The following is a 16987-nucleotide window of genomic DNA, read 5'->3' as shown; positions in this document are numbered from 1 at the left end:
CACCGCCCGGTCTCGGCCCGTCGTCGATCCGATCAGTCGCTCCCGGCGGCGTCGTTCCCGTCGCCTCGGTCGGCGTCGCTTCCCCCGGCGTCGTCGCCAACCTCGCTCTCCGCGTCCTCGTCGCTCGCATCCCCGTCCGGCTCGAACTCCGGCAGCGAGAGGACGTTCTCCCGCCCCAACCGGAAGCCGTCGAGGTCGCCCTCGTCGCGGAGCCCCGTCACCACCTGACTCGTCTTCGCGGCGGTCCAGTCCAGCTCCTCGGCCACCTGCTTCTGTTTCATCCGACCGCCCTGTGACTCGATGAGGCGAAGCACCTGCTCCTCGTTGCTCAACAGGTCGCTGTCGACGGTCGGCGCCGCGTCCGCCTCGTCGTCGCTCTCACCGGAGGTGTCCGCGTCGCCGTCTCCGCCGAGTCCCGACTCGTCGCTTGCGGCAGTCCCGTCACTCGCGGCAGTCTCGTCACTCGCGGCAGTCTCGCTCCCGACCGCCGTGTCGGTCGCGACGACTCCCTCTCCGCCGTCGTCCCCGGCGTTGCGCCGCCGATAGGCGGTTGTTCCGGCGACGACGAGCACGGCGAAGAGAGCGACGAGCCCGGCGGTCGGCACCCCCGAGAGCGGCCCGGCGGGTGCGACCGCGATCCGCGGTTGGCCGGCCGAGAAGTCGACCGGACCGTTCCAGACGACGGACCCCTCCCGGACCTCGCTCGGCTCCGGCGTCGTCTCTCCGAGGCGATACCCGTCCGGCCACGAGACGATGAGCGACGAGGAGCCGTCGAGGAACAGCCCGTCGACCGCGTCGCCGACGCGCAGCCGGTCGCCGTCGACGGCGGCGAAGTTCGTCCACTCGAACCGGTAGGTCAACACGCCGTACGCCTGTGGGAGTTCGCGCCGCTCGGCGGTGACGGTCGCGTTCGACACGGTCATGTTGCGCCCTGTCGCCGACTCGGCGGTCGCCGCGGTCGAGGCCATCCGGTCGCGGAACCGGGCCGTGTACGCGTCCGTGTCGTTCTCCACGTCGGCGCGAAGCTGCTCGAACGCCCGCTCCTCCTCGTCGGTGCCGAGCCGGATCCGGTACTCGACGGTCCATTGCGCGTCGCCGTCCGGTTGGACGGCGACCGCCATCGACACGTCGTCCGGTTCGACGTCCATCTGTGCGAAGCCGCCCTCGAACGGGACCGCGCCCGCGCCGCCGGCGGCGAGGGCGAGACCGACGGCCCCGAGGAGTGCGACGACGGCGAGGAGGACCGGCGCTCGCTTCACGTCCTACGCCACACGGAGAGCCGGTAAATTCCTTCCCATGCGGAACGGTTACGCGGTGCCGCCGCCAGCGGTGCGGCGGGTGTGTGCGGGTTCACGGCGCCACCGACTTCACGCATCGAGGCGAGGCGGACTGCCGACGGTCGTCGGCGGGGCGCCCGCGCCGCCGCTCGAACTGTTTCCGTCGGGGCCGCCGCTCGGACCGTTTCCGTCGGAGGCGCCGCTCGAACTGCCTCCGTCAGAGCTATCGTTGCTCGAACTGTCTCCGTCGGAGGCGTCATCGCTTGAACCGTTTCCGTCGGAGGCGTCATCGCTCGGCCCGCTTTCACTCCCGGGTTCGCTCCCCGGGTCAGTCGGACCGCCGGTCGACGCGTTGCCGGCTCCGCCGCCGGTCGCGGTGCCGGATCCCGGGGGGTCGGACCGGTTCGGGCCGTCCGCGGCGACGGCTCCGGTCCCGTTCGCGCTCCCCGACGCCGGCGGTCCGACGGACCCGTTACCGGGCTCACCGCCCGGACCCTTTCCCGAACCGGCCCCGGGCTTTCCCATCGATCCGTTCCCCGAGCTCGCTCCCGGCGGCCCGGCCGATCGATTTCCCGAATCCCCTCCGGGCCGCCCCATCCCGGGTGAGCCGGCGTCGACGGGCGGGCCGCGTGCGGTCCCGTTGCCCGGCGGGCCGCGCCGCCCGGGGGCGACCGGTCCGCCGACGTCTTTGCCCGCCACGCCGCGGGCGATGGCGGCGACCTCGGGGCCGCTGAGTTCGTTCGCGCGCTCGCGCAGCGTCGCCAGCCGCTCGTTGTCGACGCCCGTCTCGTTCCGGACGGCGGCGGGGAGTTCGGCGGCCGCGCTCGCGCTCCGGTTCAGCCCCCGCGAGAGCGTCTCGATCCGCGCGGTCGTCGTCGCCATCCGCGCGGCGTACGCGCCCTGACTCAGCTCCCCGGCCTCGCGGCGCTCGCGGAGCTCGTCCTGTCGCTGTTCCAGCTCCGCGAGGCGCTCCGCGGTCCGGTTCAGCCGCTCCGCGACGACGGCGGCGCGGCTCTCGTTGGTCTCGGACTCCCGGAGCGCGACCTCGAACGCTCGCGATTCGACCTCGCCCTCGATCTCCGCGCCCTGAACGCCGACGACGCCGGCGAGCCGCTCGCCGGGACTGAGGTCGCCCGTCGCGTTCGCGCCGCTCGCGCTCTCGGCGCCCGAGTCCCCACCGCTCCCGTTCTCCGGGTCGGTCTGTGCGGTCACCATGCCCGCCGGCGCGGCGGCGGCGGCTCCGACGATCAGGGCCGCGGCGACGGCCGCGACGACGAGACTCGCAATCCAGCGGTTCATTACCAGCGTCTACGCCCTCCGATCGTATATATCCGGAACTCCGTTAAGCCGGATCAACGCGGATTAATCGCCCGACGAGACCGCGACGGCTCGATTCCTCAAAAACGAGTGACAACTGCGGGTCGCCTCCGCGGAGGACGCGCCGTCGCGACTCAGTACGTCTTCGCGAAGTACGCCGTCCGCTCGGCGGCGTCGTCGCACATCGCGCACGTCTCCTCGTGGTCCCCGTCGGCGAGGGGGTCCTCGTCGTCGAACGGGACCATCACGATCTCGGCGGCCATCGGTTCCTTGATCGGCTCCTCGCAGGCCTCGTCGCCGCACCACGGCGCCTTCACGTAGCCGCCGTGCTGGCCGAGCGTGCCGAGGATCTCGGCGCGGTCGTCGGCCTCGCGCACGCCGTCGTCGAGGGTCTCCTCCGCGGTCGCGTACAGCTTGGCGTATATCTCGTCGAACTGGTCGCGGACGGTCTCGGCGACGGCCTCGCGGTCGACCTCGACGCTCTCGCCGTCGGGCCGGTGGACCAGCGTGAGCTCCTCGTCGTCGACCTCGTGGGGACCGATCTCGATCCGGAGAGGGATCCCATTGAGTTCGTGTTCGTTGAACTTGAACCCGGGGTTGCGCTCGTCGCGGTCGTCGAGCTCGACCCGGATCCCGGCATCGTCGAGGTCGTCGGCCACGCCCTCGGCGTAGTCGAGGACGTCTTCTTTCGTGTCCTCCTGCCAGATGGGGACGACGACGACCTGCGTGGGCGCGACCGTGTGAGGCAAGACGAGCCCCTGCTCGTCGGAGTGGGTCATGATCAGCGCGCCCAGCGCGCGCCACGAGAGCCCCCACGAGGTGGTGTGGGCGACGCGCTCCTCCTCGTCCTCGTCCGAGTAGGTGATGTCGAACGCCTCGGCGAACGACTGCCCGAGGTGGTGGGAGGTGCCCGCCTGGACCGACTTCCCGTCGGGCATCAGCGCCTCGACGGTCGTCGTCGTGTCCGCGCCGGGGAACTTGTCGTGGTCCGGCTTCTGCCCCTTCAGGACGGGCATCGCCAGCAGGTCGTCGTAGACGGACTCGTACTGGTCGAGCCGGGTCATCGTCTCCGCCCACGCGTCCTCGCGGGTCGCGTGCGCCGTGTGGCCCTCCTGCCAGAGGAACTCCTTCGTCCGGAAGAAGGGCTTCGTCTCTGTCGCCTCCCAGCGCACGACCGAGCACCACTGGTTCACGCGCAGCGGGAGGTCGCGGTGGCTCCGCACCCACTGGCTGATGTACGGCGTGATGATCGATTCGGAGGTGGGCCGGACCGCGAGCCGCTCCTCGAGCTCCTTGTTGCCCGCCTCGTCGACCCACGCCACCTCGGGATCGAACCCCTCGACGATGTCCTTCTCCCGTTCGAGGTACGACTCGGGGATGAACATCGGGAAGTAGGCGTTCTGGACGCCGGTGTCCTTGAACTTCGCGTCGAGGAACCCCTGGAGCCGCTCCCAGACCGCGTACGCCCGCGGACGGGTGACGATGAAGCCGCTCATCCCCTCCGGCCCGTAGTCGGCGAGGCCGGCCTTTCGTACGACCTCGGCGTACCACTCGCCCGTGTTGTGCGTCTTGGACTCGGTGATCCCGAGCTCTTGGTCGTCGTCGCTCATTACTCTCGAAAGCGGGTGTCGCGGGCTTAAAAGGTCCGAACCCGACCGCAGCGCCGCGTCCGCCCCGAACGTGTACCCCGGTCACGTCCCGCACAGATGGAATCCGGGGAAACGTTAACCGCCTCGCGTCGCCTACGTCGCCCATGGACCTGTCGGGGGTGCGCCGCCACGCGCCGCAGTCGCTCGCCGGGCGGCGCGAGGCGGCCGTGTTGGCGCCGGTGATCGCGCGCGACGGCGACGCCCACCTGCTGTTCACCAAGCGCGCCGCGCACCTCGGCGAGCACCCCGGACAGATGAGCTTCCCCGGGGGCGGCCGCGAGCCGATCGACCGGACGCTGACGGACACCGCGCTGCGCGAGGCCGACGAGGAGGTCGGGATGCGGTCGTCGGAGGTCGACGTGATCGGCCGGCTCGACGACACGCGCACCTCGTCGCAGTACGCGGTCCGGCCGTTCGTCGGCGTCGCACCCGACCGCGAGTACGTCCCGGATGAGTCGGAGGTCGCGGAGGTGGCGGTCCTCCCGGTCGACGCGCTCACCGACCCCGCGAACTACGAGTCGGAACGCCGCGTCGACCATCCGGAGTACGGCGACCACCGCGTCCACTACTTCCACGTCGGCGGCTACACCGTCTGGGGCGTGACGGGCCGGATGGTGGTACAGCTACTGGAGCGGACGACCGATTGGCGCGCGCCCGCCGAGCCCGACCGCGTGGTCGGGGCGGACGCCGAGCTCCCGATTTAGCCATTCGTGGACGACGGCGTGGCCGGCCGCGTCACTCGGCGGGCTCGACTTCGAGCCGCAGCGTGAGGTCGGCCCCGTCGGCCAGCGCGGCGACGAGGTCGCGGTCGAGGTCGGCGGCGGCGCCGTCGCCGTCGACGAGGATCGTCCGCTCGTCGTCCGTGTAGTCGCTCGTCCGACCGACCATCGAGCGGTCGTCGAGCAGCGCGAGGTCCGGGTCGCCTCGGCCGGTGATCGTCTGCTCGAACGTCTCGTCGCCCGCGTCGACGACGAGCGTCGCCTCGATCGTCGCGTCCGCGTCCCGACACGCCTCGCGGAACTCGGCCGAAAAGTCTCGGGGGGTCCGGTCGGCCTCGACGCCGACGATACAGTCTCCCGCCGGGGTGAGCCAGTCGTCGGTCGTGAGTTCGAACGTGCTCGCGTGCTCGGCGGAGACGTGCTCGTGGCCCGTCGCGCGGACGACTTCGACGCGGGTGTCGTCGACGTCGCGCTCGCCGTCGTCGAGGGCGTCGCCCGCGGCGGGCTCGCTCGGGGCGTCTGCGTCGCTCATGCTCGCCGGTCGGCCGCGGCGCGACAAGTGGCCGTCGCTTCGGCGGCGAAGGCGGAGCCCGGGACTCCCGCCTCAGACGTCGGCGCCCTCGGCGAGGGCCGGGACGAGCCGGGCGGGGTTCTTCGCCAGCACGCGACGCATCAGGTCCTCGGAGACGTCGAGCGTGAGCACCTCCATCACGCCGACGTTCGGGTGGACGTCGGGCGCCCCGGAGCCGAAGAGGACGCGGTCGGGGTGTTCTAAGACGCCGCGTTCGAGCACCTCTCGGTAGCGCACGGCGCTCGTGTCGACGTACACCCGGTCGTACTCGTCGAGCAGGTCCAGCGTCTCGTTCATCAGGTCGGCGTCCAGCGGGTAGCCGCCGAAGCTCCCCAGCACGACCGGCAGGTCGTAGTCCAGCAGCTCCGTCTCGACCGCCTCGGGCGGGAATTTCCGGCCGGCGTGGACGAAGAGTGGGAGGTCGGCGTCCTCCAGCCGCGTCAGCACGTCCTCGTTCGGCAGCCCGTCGACGTGGGGGGCCAGCGTGAAGCCGTGGAAGCGGTCGTCGTAGGAGTACTGCTCGACGTCGTCCGGCCGGGCGTGGTGGTCGCCGCGCTCGGCGCGGAGGTTCCGGACCGCCGACACGGGCCCGGTCCCCGGGTCGCGGGGGCCGTTGAGCCGGGCGAACGCGACGAACGGGCGGTCGATCGACAGGCGCGCGACCGCGTTGTTCGCGCGGAGGTAGCTCCGCCCGGCGGCGCGCTGGCCGGGGCTCGCGACCGCGCGGACGATCCCGGCCTGGAGCATTTCCCGTTCCAGTCGCTCCGGCGAGATGTCCCGCCCGTGGGTGGCGACCGACGACTCGTCGGGGTCGAGGGTCGCGCGGGTGTCGACGATCCGGAAGTCGTGTTCGAGCCCGAGCATGGCCGCTCTCTACCCGTCCGTCTCGGGCGATCCGGATGTGCCTGTCGGTCGCACGGCGGCGGGCGACGGGGGCCGAGGCACGCGACGCCGTCGCACGCGGAGCCAAGGCTGAAGACTCCTCGCCACGCCGAGCCGACATGAAACTCGTCGAAGCCGACGAGGGTGACCTCGGCGCGCTCGCCGACAGGTGGTACGACCTCGCGACGGCGATGGAGGCGTACTCGTCGCTGAACGAGATACGCCACGAGGACGCCGGGGCGGTCGCGGACGACGGCTTCCGCGCGCACCTCGACGACCCGTCGGTGACCGACTACCTCGTCGCCGTCGACGGCGAGACGGTCGGGTTCACCACCCTCGAAACGGGCACCCGGCCCGCCCGAGAGCGGGGCCGGTACCTCGATATCGTGAACCTCGAAATCGACGCGGAACACCGGAACGAGGGGTACGGCACCGCGGTCGTCGATCGGGTCGAGGAGTTGGCCCGCGAGGCGGACCGCGACTACCTCACCGTCTCCTGCGAGTGGGGCAACGACGGCGCGCGGCGCTTCTACCGGGACGCGGGCTTCGAGCCCAAGCAGGTGACGTACGCGCGGTCGGTGGAGTGAAGCGAGGGGGCGATGCGCCCACCGACGCCCGCCGCGGCCCCGATTAGGGTCCGGCGGTCGAGACGATCTTCACCACGTCGCCTTCGGTCAGCTCGTGGTCCTCGCCGATCCGGCGCGAAGCGCGTGCGTCGACCGCGTGGAGGTACCCTTCGCCGATGTCCGAGTGGACCGCGTACGCGAGGTCCCGCGGGGTCGACCCCGCGGGCAGGAGGAACGCGTCCGGGAGGACGTTGCCCGTGCCGTCCGTCCACTTGCCGGCGTCCTGGACCGGGTAGGCCGTGATCCGGTCGAGCAGGTCGTAGACGGCCGCGTTCAGCGCCGACTGAACGCCCGTTCCGTCGTGGGCCGTCATCGACTCGCGGAGGGCGTCGAGGCCGGCGCGCTGGTCGTCGGAGACGTCGCCGACGATCTCGAACGACTCGTCGCCCGGGTCGTAGTCGACGACGCCGGCGTCGGCGGCGCGGCGCAGTGCCAGTTCTCCGTCGGCGGTCGCCGGGACCACGGGCTTGTCCGTCCCCTCGCGGATCCGCTCGACCGCGTCGTCGGGGGCCGCGTCGACCTTGTTCGCGACGACGACGATGGGCTTGGTGCGCCGGCGGACCGCCCGCGCGAGCGCCTCGCGGTCGTCGTCGGTCCACGCCTTCGGATCGTCGGGGTACTCCAAGCCGCGCAGCACCGCGGTCACGTCCCGCTCGGTCGCGCCGAAGCCGGTGAGCATGTCCGAGAGCGCGGCTTCGAGGTCGAAGTCCGGCGAGCGCGACTTCCGCTCGACGCTCTCCCAGTTGCGGTCGACGATGCCGGCGAGCCACAGGTCCATCTCCTCCTCGACGAAGTCCACGTCGTCGAGGGGGTCGTGGCTCCCGACCTCGACCGGTTCGCCTTCGGCGTTCGTGGCCCCCGAGGCGTCGACGACGTTCAGGACGACGTCCGCGTTCGTCAGTTCGTCGAGGAACTGGTTGCCGAGGCCCTTCCCCTCGTGCGCGCCGGGGACCAGTCCCGCCACGTCGAGCAGTTCGATCGGGACGTAGCGCTTCCCGTCGCGACAGTTCTCGTTCCCGCAGCGCTCGTCGCGGTCGAGACACGGGCAGCGCGTCCGGACGTGGGTCACCCCGCGGTTGGCGTCGATGGTCGTGAACGGGTAGTTCGCGACGTCGACGTCGGCCATCGTGGCGGCGGTGTAGAAGGTGGACTTGCCGGCGTTCGGCTTGCCCGCGAGCGCGACCGTGAGCATACCCGACGGTCGCGGCCCCGCGAAAAGCGCCTTTCGGTCGGGCGCGGAGACGTATCGAATATGAGCCGGTCCGATGGTGCGGTGGCGCGCGCCTCCGAGCGCCAATGGGGCGCGAGGAGCGCGTGCGAGGTCGCCGGCGCTACGCGCCGGCTGCCAGAGGGACCGACGGTCCCTCGCTGGTGTCGGGCGGCCGGAGCGAAGCGGCGGCCGGCCGACGCGGCTGGGGCTTTGGCGGCAGTCCCCGTCGACTCGCTGGCCGTGTCTCACGAAGGTTGGAACTTCAAGCGGCTTTACTGCTGCCGTCAGGTCGAAAATCTACTTCCGCGCGACTATCCGCAGCACGTCCTCGTCCGCCAGCTCGTGGCTCTTCCCGACCTGCTGGTCATCGTGCTTGGCGCTCTCGCCCGAGACGCGCGCGAACTTGAACCGCTCGTCGAGTTCGCCGCCCAGCTTCGTACAGGCGTCGCCGACGGTGTCGCCCTCGAAGAGGATGAGCGGCTCCTCGTAGTCCACGCCGCGCCCCGGCTTGTCCATATAAATCCGAATAACCCCGAGTTCCTCCCAGAGCCGCTCTTTGAGCCCGTCGAGGCCGAGCTCCTTCTCGGCCGAGATGAAGAGCACGTCGTCGGGGTCGAGGTCGCGGTCGCGGAGTTCCTCCTTCACGGTCGGCAGGTAGCTCTTTTCGATGAGGTCCGCCTTGTTGACGGTGACCATCGAGGGGAGGTACTCGCGGTTGTCCATCACGGCGTCGACGAGCTCGTCGATCGTGAGGTCGTGGGGGATGGTGACCTTCGCGTTGACGTAGCCGTACTCGCGGAGGACCTGCTTGATCGTCTCCTCGTCGAGGCTCACGTCGTCGCTCATCGTCACGCCGAGCCCGTCCTTGTGGGTCTTCCGGATGTTGATGTTCGGCGGGTCGGTGTCGAGGCGGATGTTCGTCGCGTACAGCTCCTCGCGCAGGCGGTCGTACTGCTCGATCTCGAAGACCGAGAGCATGAACACGACCAGGTCCGCGGTCCGGACGACCGAGAGGACCTCCTTCCCGCCGCCGCGGCCGCCCGCCGCGCCCTCGATCAGCCCCGGCACGTCGAGGATCTGGATGTTCGCGCCGCGGTACTGCAGCATGCCCGGATTGACGTCGAGGGTCGTGAACTCGTAGGAGCCGACCTCGCTGTCGGCGTTGGTGAGGGCGTTGATGAGGGTCGACTTGCCGACGCTCGGGAACCCGACCAAGGCCACCGTGGCGTCGCCGTGCTTCTCGACCGCGTAGCCGTGGCCGCCGCCGGCGGAGGACTGGTTCTCCAGCTTCTCCTTTTTCTCCGCGAGCTTCGCCTTCAGGCGCCCGATGTGGGCCTCCGTGGCCTTGTTGTAGGGCGTGTTGGCGATCTCCTCGCGGAGGTCTTCGATTTCCTCCTCCAGTCCCATTACCCGTCTCTCGGCCGCTCGGCTCGTTAAAGGTGTTCCTTCGGATCGCCGGGCCGTCGTCGGGTCGCCGCCGCGAATCGAATCGCCCGACAGCGGTCCGCGAACGGGGGCGTCGCCGCCGAACGAGTGGTTGGCGCGCCGATACTTCGACACGGTTATATCGACGACGAATAATCACTCGGCACGCCGAATGCCAGATCCGTCGAGCCTCCGCGACAGTACGCAGATCGTCCTCCCGCGCCACGCGCTCGACGGCCACCGGGAGTGCCTCGAAGACCGGTTCACGGTCACCGTCGTCGAGACGGCGGAACGGTACCGGATCATCGGCAGCCCGGTCGAAATCAAGGCCGCGAGCGACTACCTCACGCGCAACGGCGTCGCCGTCGCGTGACGCGCTCCCGACGACGCCCCTCTCCCCTCCTTCTGCCCCGTCCGGAGCGTTGAAGTCGCCGCTCTCCGAGACCCCGGACGATGGTCACCCGTCGGACGGTCCTCGCCTCCGGCGTCGCCGGAGTCAGCGCGGTCGCCGGCTGTGCGGGGGGCTCCTCGCCCGCGAACGCTGACGACCGCGGCGGAGCCGACGCGGGCGGCACCGACGGCGACGCCGGAAACGGAACCGCCGCCCGAATCGGCCTCGTCGGCGACCTGATGCTCGGACGGAGCGTCGCCGACCGCTGGGCGGATGCCGACGATCCGACGGCGGTTTGGGGGTCGACGCTCCCGCGGCTCCGCGACCTCGACGCGCTCGTCGGCAACTTGGAGTGTTGCGTTTCCGACCACGGCGACCGCTGGCCGGACAAGACGTACTACTTCCGGTCGCCGCCGTCGTTCGCGGTGCCCACGCTGGAGGCGGCGGGGGCGTCGTTCGTCTCGCTCGCCAACAACCACGTCCTCGACTACCGGGAGCCGGCCCTCCGCGACACTCGGCGGCACCTCGCCGACGCCGGAATCGCCCGTGCGGGCGCCGGCGAAAACGCCGCCGGGGCGCTCGCCCCAGCGACGTTCGAGGCGGGCGACCTCACCGTGGCCGCGTTCGGCCTCACCGACCAGTCCGCGGCGTTCGCGGCGACCGACGCCGACCCGGGTACGGCGTTCGCGCGGCTCGACCCCAGCGTGCGCGAGACGCGCGCCCTCGTCGGCGACGCACTCGACCGCGTCGCCGAGGCGGACCCGGACCTCGTCGTCGCCTCGCTCCACTGGGGCGCGAACTGGGAGACCGAACCGCGCGCGGTCCACGAGCGATTCGGGCGCTGGCTCGTCGAACTCGGCGTCGACGTCGTCCACGGCCACAGCGCGCACGTCCTCCAGGGCGTCGAGGTACACGATGGGTCTCCGATCGTCTACGACGCCGGCGACTTCGTCGACGACTACGTCAGCTACCGCGACCGGGAGGGGGTGTACAACAAGCGGAGCGCGCTCTTCGAACTCGTCGTCCACGACGGGGACCTCGTCGCCCTCGACGTCGTCCCGACCAAAATCGCCGACGAGGCCGCGGCGCTGGCGGACGACGAGGTCGCCGAGTGGGTCCGAGAGACGGTCGCCGAGCGCTCCGCGGCGTTCGGGACCGCGGTCGAGGGGCTCGGCGGCGAACTGCCCGACGGCCGCCTGCGGATCCCGCTGGGCGACGGGTAGCCGGCCCCTCTCCGGACCGCTGGACCGCTACACCCCCGGACCGCTACATCACCGGACCGCCAATCGCCGCGCCTCCGACGGCTTCCGGATCCCCACGACGGCTGCTGGGGTCCAAACCCTATTCGGTCCGATACCCCAATGGGAGCCGTGACGAACACCAACCGCGAGTGGCTTCTCGCCGAGCGGCCGACCGGCGAGCCCGATCAGGACAGCTTCGAACTGCGCGAGACGGACGTTCCCTCGCCCGCACCGGGCGAACTGCTCGTCCGCATCCGGTACCTCTCGGTCGACCCGTACATGCGCGGCCGGATGCGCGACGCCGAGTCGTATGCCGAGCCGTGGGACGTGGGCGACGCGCTCAGAGGCGGCGTCGTCGGCGAGGTGGTCGAGAGCGAGAGCGACGCGTACGAGGCGGGCGACCTCGTGACGGGCGAGGGGCGCTGGGCCGACTACGCGACGCTCGACGCCGACGACGTCGCCCCGGTCGACCCGGCGATCGCCGACCCCGAGGCGTACCTCGGCGTCCTCGGCATGCCCGGGCGGACCGCCTACTTCGGCCTCCTCGAAGTCGGCGAGCCGAAGCCCGGCGACACGGTCGTCGTCTCCGGCGCGGCGGGCGCGGTCGGCTCGGTCGTCGGACAGATCGCGAAGCGCAACGGCTGCCGCGTGGTCGGGTTCGCCGGCAGCAACGAGAAGACCGCGTGGCTCACCGACGACTTGGGCTTCGACGCCGCGATCAACTATAAGACGACGGACGACTACCGCGCCGCGCTCGACGAGGCTGCGCCCGACGGGGTCGACGTCTACTTCGACAACGTCGGCGGACCGATCACCGACGCGGTGTTCACGAGACTGAACATCGACGCGCGGGTCGCGGTCTGCGGGCAGATCGCCCATTACAACGACGAGTCGGTCCCGACCGGACCACGGAAGCTCCCGCAGCTGATCCCGGTGCGAGCGAAGGTCGAGGGACTGCTCGTCGGCGACTTCGCGACGCGGTTCGGCGAGGCGAGCGAGCGACTCGCCCGCTGGGTCGCGAGCGGCGACCTCGAACACCGCGAGAGCGTCGTGGACGGGCTGGGGAACGCCCCGGACGCGTTCCTCGGACTGTTCTCCGGCGACAACATCGGCAAGCAGGTCGTGCGGGTGTCGTCGCCGGACGACGAGTAGCGACCGCACCGAGGCCGTCAGAGCCGGTCGAGGGCCTCGTCCAGGTCGAACTGCTCCGTCGATTCGCTGAACTCCTTCTGTTCTCCGTCGCTCTCCGACGCCGGCGTCACGAGGCGCACGAGGTCGTGGTCTATCGAGTCCGCGGTCACGGTCGCGTCGAAGCGCTCGCGCTCGGTCGCCGGTCCCGAGAACGGTTCGACGCGCTCGACGCCGTCGACCGAACACGCCACGGCGCGACACACCGCCTCGCGGAGGCGGTCGGTCGTCCCCCACCCCGACGGCGGCACGCGCGGCAGCGCTCGGTCCCGGAACCGCCACGTCTCGATCGCCAACTCCGCGTCGTGAGGGGCCATTACCGCTGGTACGCGTACCGCGGACAAGTGGGTTTTGCCGGGTCGGACCGACGGTGTCGACGCGTGACCCGTCTCCCAAACCGCGACGGGGCCGCGGCCGTCCGGATCCGTGGACTCACTCCTCGAACGCCGTCGGGTCGAAGGGGTCGGACGCCTTCCAGTACCCCGAGAAAGCCTGGTCCGCCCACTCGCGCACCGCCGGATCGTCGGTGTGGAGGGACGCCCGGAGGATGCCCCCGTCGTCGCGGACGAGCAGGTACACGGTGTCATCGGCGACGGTGACCGCGACGGGGACCTCCTCGCGACGGACGCGGATCTCCGCGTCGTCGCTCTCCGCCAGCGTTCGAAGCCGCCTCCAGAGGACGTCGTCTGCCGCGAGCGCCTCGATGGCGCCGGCCGAGAGCACCGCCTCGAACGTCTGCTCGCCCGCGGCCACCCGGTCCCGGGCCGTCGCGAGGCTCTGTTCGTTGAGCGTGTGTGAGAACGCGCGCAGCGTCGTCGCCCCCGCCATCGCGTCGAGGACGCGCTGGAGCGGCGCGCTCGGTCGCGTCCGCGTCGGAACGGTCACGGTCGCGTCGGCGAGACGGCGGAGGTCGAACCCGAGTTCGGCCGTCGGCAGGTACGCGACCACGTCCCGCAGTTTGGCCTCCGTCTCGAGGAGGGCGACGAGCTCTTCGACGCCCTCGGCCACCAACTCCCCGGTCGCGGTGGCGACGTACTCTTCACCGTCGCGGCTGACCCACGACCGGTCGGCGAAGTCCTCGAGGATCCGACCGAGGGTCGCTTGCGACGCCCCCGTGGCGGTCGCGAGGTCCGCCCGCGTCTGCGGCGCCGACGCCAACAGCTGTAACACCTCGACGCGGTTCGTCGAGCGGGCGAGGAACTCGATCTCCTCGAGCGGGGCCTCCATACGCGATCAAGCGTCCACCGGAATAAACCGGCTTCGCTCACCGTTGAGGTTTCACGCCGTGAGCGATCGGCACGACGTGTTGTGCGTTTCCCGTCGTGGAATATTTTCCGGATTTCGTTATAGGTCTCCGACTGTTACATCTGTTTGTGCCGAGAAGCTCGTTCCAATCCGATCGTTCGTTCGACAATTTAACGCGGGTGTCGCAGTAACGTGTTCACCAGACGCACCGGCGCCCTGCTCTTCGTCTCGGCCCTCCTCTTCGGTGGCACCTTCGTCGCGGCGAAGGCCGGGTTGGCACACCTCCCGCCGCTGTTCTTCGTCGCCGTCCGGTTCGACATCGGCGCAGTCGTCCTCGCGGCGTTCGCAGCGACGCGACTCTCGCGGGCGGAACTGCGCCCCCGAACCGTCGGCGACGTCGCCGGTATCGTCGCGACGGGCGTGCTCGTCATCGGGCTGACGAACGCCCTGCTGTTCGTCGGACAACAGTACGTGACGAGCGGCGTGGCCGCCGTCGTCTTCAGCCTGAATCCGATCCTGACGCCGGTGTTCGCCGCGGTCCTGCTCGGCGAGGACGGCCTCTCGGTCCGCGGGTTCGTCGGGATGGGCCTCGGACTGTTCGGCGTCGCCCTCGTCGCCGATCCCGACCCTTCGGCGCTGCTCGCCGGCGGCCTCGGCGTCCCGCTGCTCTTCGCGGCCGCCGTGACGAGCGCGCTCGGCGCCGTGCTGATCCGCCGGGCCGACGCGACGCTGTCAAGCACTGCCCGCACCGTCTGGGGAGTCCCTCTGGCGGCCGCCCTCTCGCACGCGCTAAGCATCGGCGCCGGGGAGTCCGTCTCCGGGCTGTCGGTGCCGCCCGTCGCGATCGCGGCGCTGCTGTACGTCGGCGTCTTCTCCGGGGCGATCGCGTACCTCGCGTACTTCGCGCTGATCGACGAGACCGACGCGACGCGCGCGAATCTCCTGTTCTACTTCGTCCCCGTCGTCTCCGCGGTGGGTGGCTGGGCGCTGCTCGGCGAGACGCTCTCGGTGCGGTCGCTCGTCGGATTCGGCGTCATCTTCGCCGGCTTCCTCCTCGTTAGCGGGCTCTCCGCGGGCCCGTCGCGGCTCCTCCGTCAGCTGGTCCCGGCGCGATTCGTCGACGACGGCCCGCTGTGAGCGGCGGCGGACCGTTGTAAACGGCGATAGCGGTTCACCGGAAACGACGGTACAGCTATCTCCTCGCGGAACGTATCAGTAGTGTGAACAAATTGCGACCGGTCGCCGTCGCCGTCGTCGGGACCGTCGTCGCGGTCGCCGCCGCGTACGCGGTCTTCGCCGGGGTGCTGGTCGGGTCCGACGTGGCGTCGTACACCTCGGACGGCGTGACCGTCCCCGACCTCGCTTACGAGGATACGCTGGAGCGAGCCGACGCGGCCGGCTACGCGGTCGAACGCGTCGGATCGAGCGGGTTCCACCCGACCGGGATCGACGACCTCGACGCCGACCTCGGCCCGGAGTACAAGGCGTTCAGAGTCACGTACGACCACGCGTCGGCGGCCCGACTGTGGGCGACGTTCCACGCCGAGGAGGGGATCACCGTCGTGACGCTGTTCCCGGACGACGCCGACGGCGACCTCACCGTCGACGACCTGCCGCCCGAGGAGTGGCTCGTCGACCGGCTCGCGCTGCTGTTCGAGATGGACGAGGCGACCGCCGCGGCGTACGTCGAGGAGATCGAAACGGCGGTCAGCACGGGCGACCCGACCGAGCCCGGCGCGAGCACGCCGAGCGTCGAGGTCGACGAGCCGGTCGCCTTCCGGACCGCCTACGACGACCTGACGGCGCGCGCGACGACCGTCAATGCGACCTCCACGCCCGGGTCGGGCTGGCACGAGCGCGTCTATCACGCTGGCGACGAGCGGCTCGGCAGCGCCGAGTTCGTCCTCTCCCGCGCGACCGTGACGCGCGAGGTCGACGGCTACACCTACCGCGTTCACGTTGACTACCACGGCGGCGTGGCGGTCGACGCGCAGACGCGCGCAACCCGGACGTTCGAGGAAGACGCCGTCCGCGCCGCCTTCCGAGAAATGTTCGTTGAGATGGGGGTCCCGCCCGAGACGGCCGACCACCTCCAGTTCTTGTATCGGGGAAGCGTGTGGTGAGCGCCGCCGCTTCGCTCGGTATCAAGTAAAACTACGTCGGACTGCTCTCCTCGCGGAGTGCTCGGAGACGAATGCGCGGGACCGGATTCGAACCTCAGTCACTCCGCTTCTCTTCGTTCCCTGCTTCGAATTTTCGGAGCGATACGTCTCCTCGCGAAGTGCTCGGAGACGAATGCGCGGGACCGGATTCGAACCGGCGGACCCCTACGGGATAGCGTCCTAAGCGCTACGCCTTTGGCCTGGCTCGGCAACCCGCGCGCGATAACTCGTAGACCGGCTACGTCAAAAATACCTGTCGTTACGGGTTCGAGGGATGCGACCGCCGCGGGAAGACGGCGACCGGTCAGAACGACGGCTCGTCCCGCGGGTGTCGCAGGTCGATCTCGTTCGCGTGGACCGTCCCCGGCGTCGTCGCAATATCGTGGATTCGCTCGGCGATCTGGTCGGGGTCCATCCAACGGTCGTGGTCCGGATACCGATCGCGGAGCGACGGCTTGTCGATCCAGCCGTCGACGATCAGGTGAACCGCCTGTACGTCGGCCTCTCCGAGCCGCGGGTCGGCGGCGAGAGAGCGAACGAGCCCGCGGGTCCCGTGGCGCGCCGCCGCGTAGGCGACGTCCTCGGACGGGCGCCGAGACTGGCCGGAGCTGGTCACGACGACGGTTCCACCGCCTTCGTCGACCATGTCGTCGACCGCCTCGCGAAGGCACCGGAACGCGCCGCGCAGACGCGTGTCGATCACGTCGCGGAACCCGGCCGGATCCACGTCTACGATCCCGCCGCCGGCGGACGGGGACCCGCTGGTGAACACCAAGCGGTCGACCGGCGAGAAGGCGTCTCGAACGGTTTCGAATGCCGATGCGACCGCCGTCGGGTCGGCGATGTCCGTCTCGACCGGGAGGGTACTGCCGGGCGTCTCCGCCTGAATCTCGTCGGCGGTCGACGAGAGGTAGTCGCTCGACCTAGCGAACAGCGCGACATCGTCGCCGTCGGCGGCGAACCGGCGGGCCACGGAGGATCCCAGCCCCGGACCGACTCCCGCGACGACGGTCGTGCGTGTCATACACACGCTTCGTCCGGGAGCCGCTAATGGTTTGTCTCGCGCACCGCGGGCAGCGTCCGG

17 protein-coding genes and 1 tRNA gene are annotated in these 16987 nt (G+C 70.7%); 7 read left to right on the top strand and 11 right to left on the bottom strand.

Translation table 11 applies throughout. From position 1 onward, the window contains the following. Positions 1-32: 32 nt before the first annotated feature. The 3 genes from EXE51_RS11265 to proS all read right to left on the bottom strand — a co-directional run bounded on the left by EXE51_RS11265 (position 33) and on the right by proS (position 4204). Positions 33-1259, bottom strand: a complete 1227-nt coding sequence (locus tag EXE51_RS11265) for a hypothetical protein (protein ID WP_137692681.1) — start codon at positions 1257-1259, stop codon at positions 33-35. Positions 1260-1367: 108 nt separating this feature from the next. Beyond that, positions 1368-2576 (bottom strand): hypothetical protein, encoded by a 1209-nt coding sequence (locus EXE51_RS11260; RefSeq protein WP_137692680.1) that lies wholly within the window; start codon positions 2574-2576, stop codon positions 1368-1370. Positions 2577-2728: 152 nt separating this feature from the next. Next, complete coding sequence (gene proS / locus EXE51_RS11255; RefSeq protein ID WP_086216640.1) at positions 2729-4204, bottom strand: proline--tRNA ligase; 1476 nt, start codon at positions 4202-4204, stop codon at positions 2729-2731. Between the two features lie 143 nt (positions 4205-4347). On the opposite strand from proS, the gene EXE51_RS11250 reads away from it, so the two are divergent. Further along, entirely contained in the window at positions 4348-4947 is a 600-nt protein-coding gene (locus EXE51_RS11250) for a CoA pyrophosphatase (protein ID WP_049932827.1), read from the top strand. A 31-nt stretch (positions 4948-4978) separates the two neighbouring features. Here the strand turns inward: EXE51_RS11250 and EXE51_RS11245 are convergent, their stop codons facing one another. Together EXE51_RS11245 and EXE51_RS11240 are read right to left on the bottom strand one after the other, a co-directional pair. Beyond that, positions 4979-5494: a DUF371 domain-containing protein gene (locus EXE51_RS11245; protein WP_049932826.1), complete on the bottom strand. Its 516-nt coding sequence runs from the start codon at positions 5492-5494 to the stop codon at positions 4979-4981. Positions 5495-5566: 72 nt separating this feature from the next. Further along, entirely contained in the window at positions 5567-6397 is an 831-nt protein-coding gene (locus EXE51_RS11240; protein WP_086216638.1) for an amidohydrolase family protein, read from the bottom strand. Positions 6398-6534: 137 nt separating this feature from the next. Between EXE51_RS11240 and EXE51_RS11235 the strand changes: the two genes are divergently transcribed. Further along, on the top strand, positions 6535-7002 hold the full coding sequence (locus EXE51_RS11235) for a GNAT family N-acetyltransferase (RefSeq protein ID WP_137692679.1): 468 nt from the start codon (positions 6535-6537) through the stop codon (positions 7000-7002). A 43-nt stretch (positions 7003-7045) separates the two neighbouring features. On the opposite strand, the gene EXE51_RS11230 is transcribed toward EXE51_RS11235, so the two are convergent. After that, complete coding sequence (locus tag EXE51_RS11230; RefSeq protein ID WP_137691293.1) at positions 7046-8233, bottom strand: redox-regulated ATPase YchF; 1188 nt, start codon at positions 8231-8233, stop codon at positions 7046-7048. A 315-nt stretch (positions 8234-8548) separates the two neighbouring features. After that, the gene (locus tag EXE51_RS11225; protein ID WP_049932822.1) at positions 8549-9658 is read right to left on the bottom strand and encodes a GTP-binding protein; all 1110 of its coding nucleotides are present in this window, start codon (positions 9656-9658) and stop codon (positions 8549-8551) included. Positions 9659-9848: 190 nt separating this feature from the next. Here EXE51_RS11225 and EXE51_RS11220 point away from each other — a divergent pair, with 190 nt between their 5' ends. From EXE51_RS11220 to EXE51_RS11210, 3 genes are all read left to right on the top strand, one after another. Then, positions 9849-10049: a hypothetical protein gene (locus EXE51_RS11220; RefSeq protein WP_049932821.1), complete on the top strand. Its 201-nt coding sequence runs from the start codon at positions 9849-9851 to the stop codon at positions 10047-10049. Positions 10050-10129: 80 nt separating this feature from the next. After that, a complete protein-coding gene (locus EXE51_RS11215) occupies positions 10130-11290 on the top strand; it encodes a CapA family protein (protein ID WP_094579916.1) in 1161 nt (386 codons plus the stop codon). A 147-nt stretch (positions 11291-11437) separates the two neighbouring features. Next, on the top strand, positions 11438-12460 hold the full coding sequence (locus EXE51_RS11210; RefSeq protein WP_094579915.1) for an NADP-dependent oxidoreductase: 1023 nt from the start codon (positions 11438-11440) through the stop codon (positions 12458-12460). Positions 12461-12477: 17 nt separating this feature from the next. On the opposite strand, the gene EXE51_RS11205 is transcribed toward EXE51_RS11210, so the two are convergent. Beyond that, positions 12478-12813 (bottom strand): hypothetical protein, encoded by a 336-nt coding sequence (locus EXE51_RS11205; RefSeq protein ID WP_049932818.1) that lies wholly within the window; start codon positions 12811-12813, stop codon positions 12478-12480. Positions 12814-12928: 115 nt separating this feature from the next. Continuing rightward, positions 12929-13723: a winged helix-turn-helix domain-containing protein gene (locus EXE51_RS11200; RefSeq protein WP_086216633.1), complete on the bottom strand. Its 795-nt coding sequence runs from the start codon at positions 13721-13723 to the stop codon at positions 12929-12931. A gap of 210 nt (positions 13724-13933) precedes the next feature. On the opposite strand from EXE51_RS11200, the gene EXE51_RS11195 reads away from it, so the two are divergent. Together EXE51_RS11195 and EXE51_RS11190 are read left to right on the top strand one after the other, a co-directional pair. Beyond that, positions 13934-14878, top strand: a complete 945-nt coding sequence (locus EXE51_RS11195; RefSeq protein ID WP_089307851.1) for a DMT family transporter — start codon at positions 13934-13936, stop codon at positions 14876-14878. 83 nt (positions 14879-14961) lie between these two features. Beyond that, complete coding sequence (locus EXE51_RS11190; protein WP_137692678.1) at positions 14962-15864, top strand: hypothetical protein; 903 nt, start codon at positions 14962-14964, stop codon at positions 15862-15864. A 173-nt stretch (positions 15865-16037) separates the two neighbouring features. Here the strand turns inward: EXE51_RS11190 and EXE51_RS11185 are convergent. Both EXE51_RS11185 and EXE51_RS11180 read right to left on the bottom strand, forming a co-directional pair. Beyond that, positions 16038-16122 (bottom strand) — tRNA-Leu (locus EXE51_RS11185). 85 nt (positions 16123-16207) lie between these two features. Continuing rightward, on the bottom strand, positions 16208-16927 hold the full coding sequence (locus tag EXE51_RS11180; protein WP_099288858.1) for an SDR family NAD(P)-dependent oxidoreductase: 720 nt from the start codon (positions 16925-16927) through the stop codon (positions 16208-16210). Positions 16928-16987 lie beyond the last annotated feature (60 nt).

Origin of the sequence: Halorubrum sp. CGM5_25_10-8B, from assembly GCF_005435095.1 — an archaeon.
Taxonomy (GTDB): domain Archaea; phylum Halobacteriota; class Halobacteria; order Halobacteriales; family Haloferacaceae; genus Halorubrum; species Halorubrum ezzemoulense.
The sequence above is the reverse complement of the archived record's forward strand: the minus strand, read 5'-3'. Positions and strand labels throughout refer to the sequence as shown.

Excerpts from the sequence above, each read along its gene's own strand:
- EXE51_RS11200 (WP_086216633.1), bottom strand. The coding sequence starts at position 13,723 with ATGGAGGCCCCGCTCGAGGAGATCGAGTTCCTCGCCCGCTCGACGAAC.
- EXE51_RS11205 (WP_049932818.1), bottom strand. The coding sequence starts at position 12,813 with ATGGCCCCTCACGACGCGGAGTTGGCGATCGAGACGTGGCGGTTCCGG.
- EXE51_RS11250 (WP_049932827.1), top strand. The coding sequence starts at position 4,348 with ATGGACCTGTCGGGGGTGCGCCGCCACGCGCCGCAGTCGCTCGCCGGG.
- EXE51_RS11215 (WP_094579916.1), top strand. The coding sequence starts at position 10,130 with ATGGTCACCCGTCGGACGGTCCTCGCCTCCGGCGTCGCCGGAGTCAGC.
- EXE51_RS11245 (WP_049932826.1), bottom strand. The coding sequence starts at position 5,494 with ATGAGCGACGCAGACGCCCCGAGCGAGCCCGCCGCGGGCGACGCCCTC.
- EXE51_RS11225 (WP_049932822.1), bottom strand. The coding sequence starts at position 9,658 with ATGGGACTGGAGGAGGAAATCGAAGACCTCCGCGAGGAGATCGCCAAC.
- proS (WP_086216640.1), bottom strand. The coding sequence starts at position 4,204 with ATGAGCGACGACGACCAAGAGCTCGGGATCACCGAGTCCAAGACGCAC.
- EXE51_RS11235 (WP_137692679.1), top strand. The coding sequence starts at position 6,535 with ATGAAACTCGTCGAAGCCGACGAGGGTGACCTCGGCGCGCTCGCCGAC.
- EXE51_RS11240 (WP_086216638.1), bottom strand. The coding sequence starts at position 6,397 with ATGCTCGGGCTCGAACACGACTTCCGGATCGTCGACACCCGCGCGACC.
- EXE51_RS11220 (WP_049932821.1), top strand. The coding sequence starts at position 9,849 with ATGCCAGATCCGTCGAGCCTCCGCGACAGTACGCAGATCGTCCTCCCG.
- EXE51_RS11260 (WP_137692680.1), bottom strand. The coding sequence starts at position 2,576 with ATGAACCGCTGGATTGCGAGTCTCGTCGTCGCGGCCGTCGCCGCGGCC.
- EXE51_RS11230 (WP_137691293.1), bottom strand. The coding sequence starts at position 8,233 with ATGCTCACGGTCGCGCTCGCGGGCAAGCCGAACGCCGGCAAGTCCACC.
- EXE51_RS11180 (WP_099288858.1), bottom strand. The coding sequence starts at position 16,927 with ATGACACGCACGACCGTCGTCGCGGGAGTCGGTCCGGGGCTGGGATCC.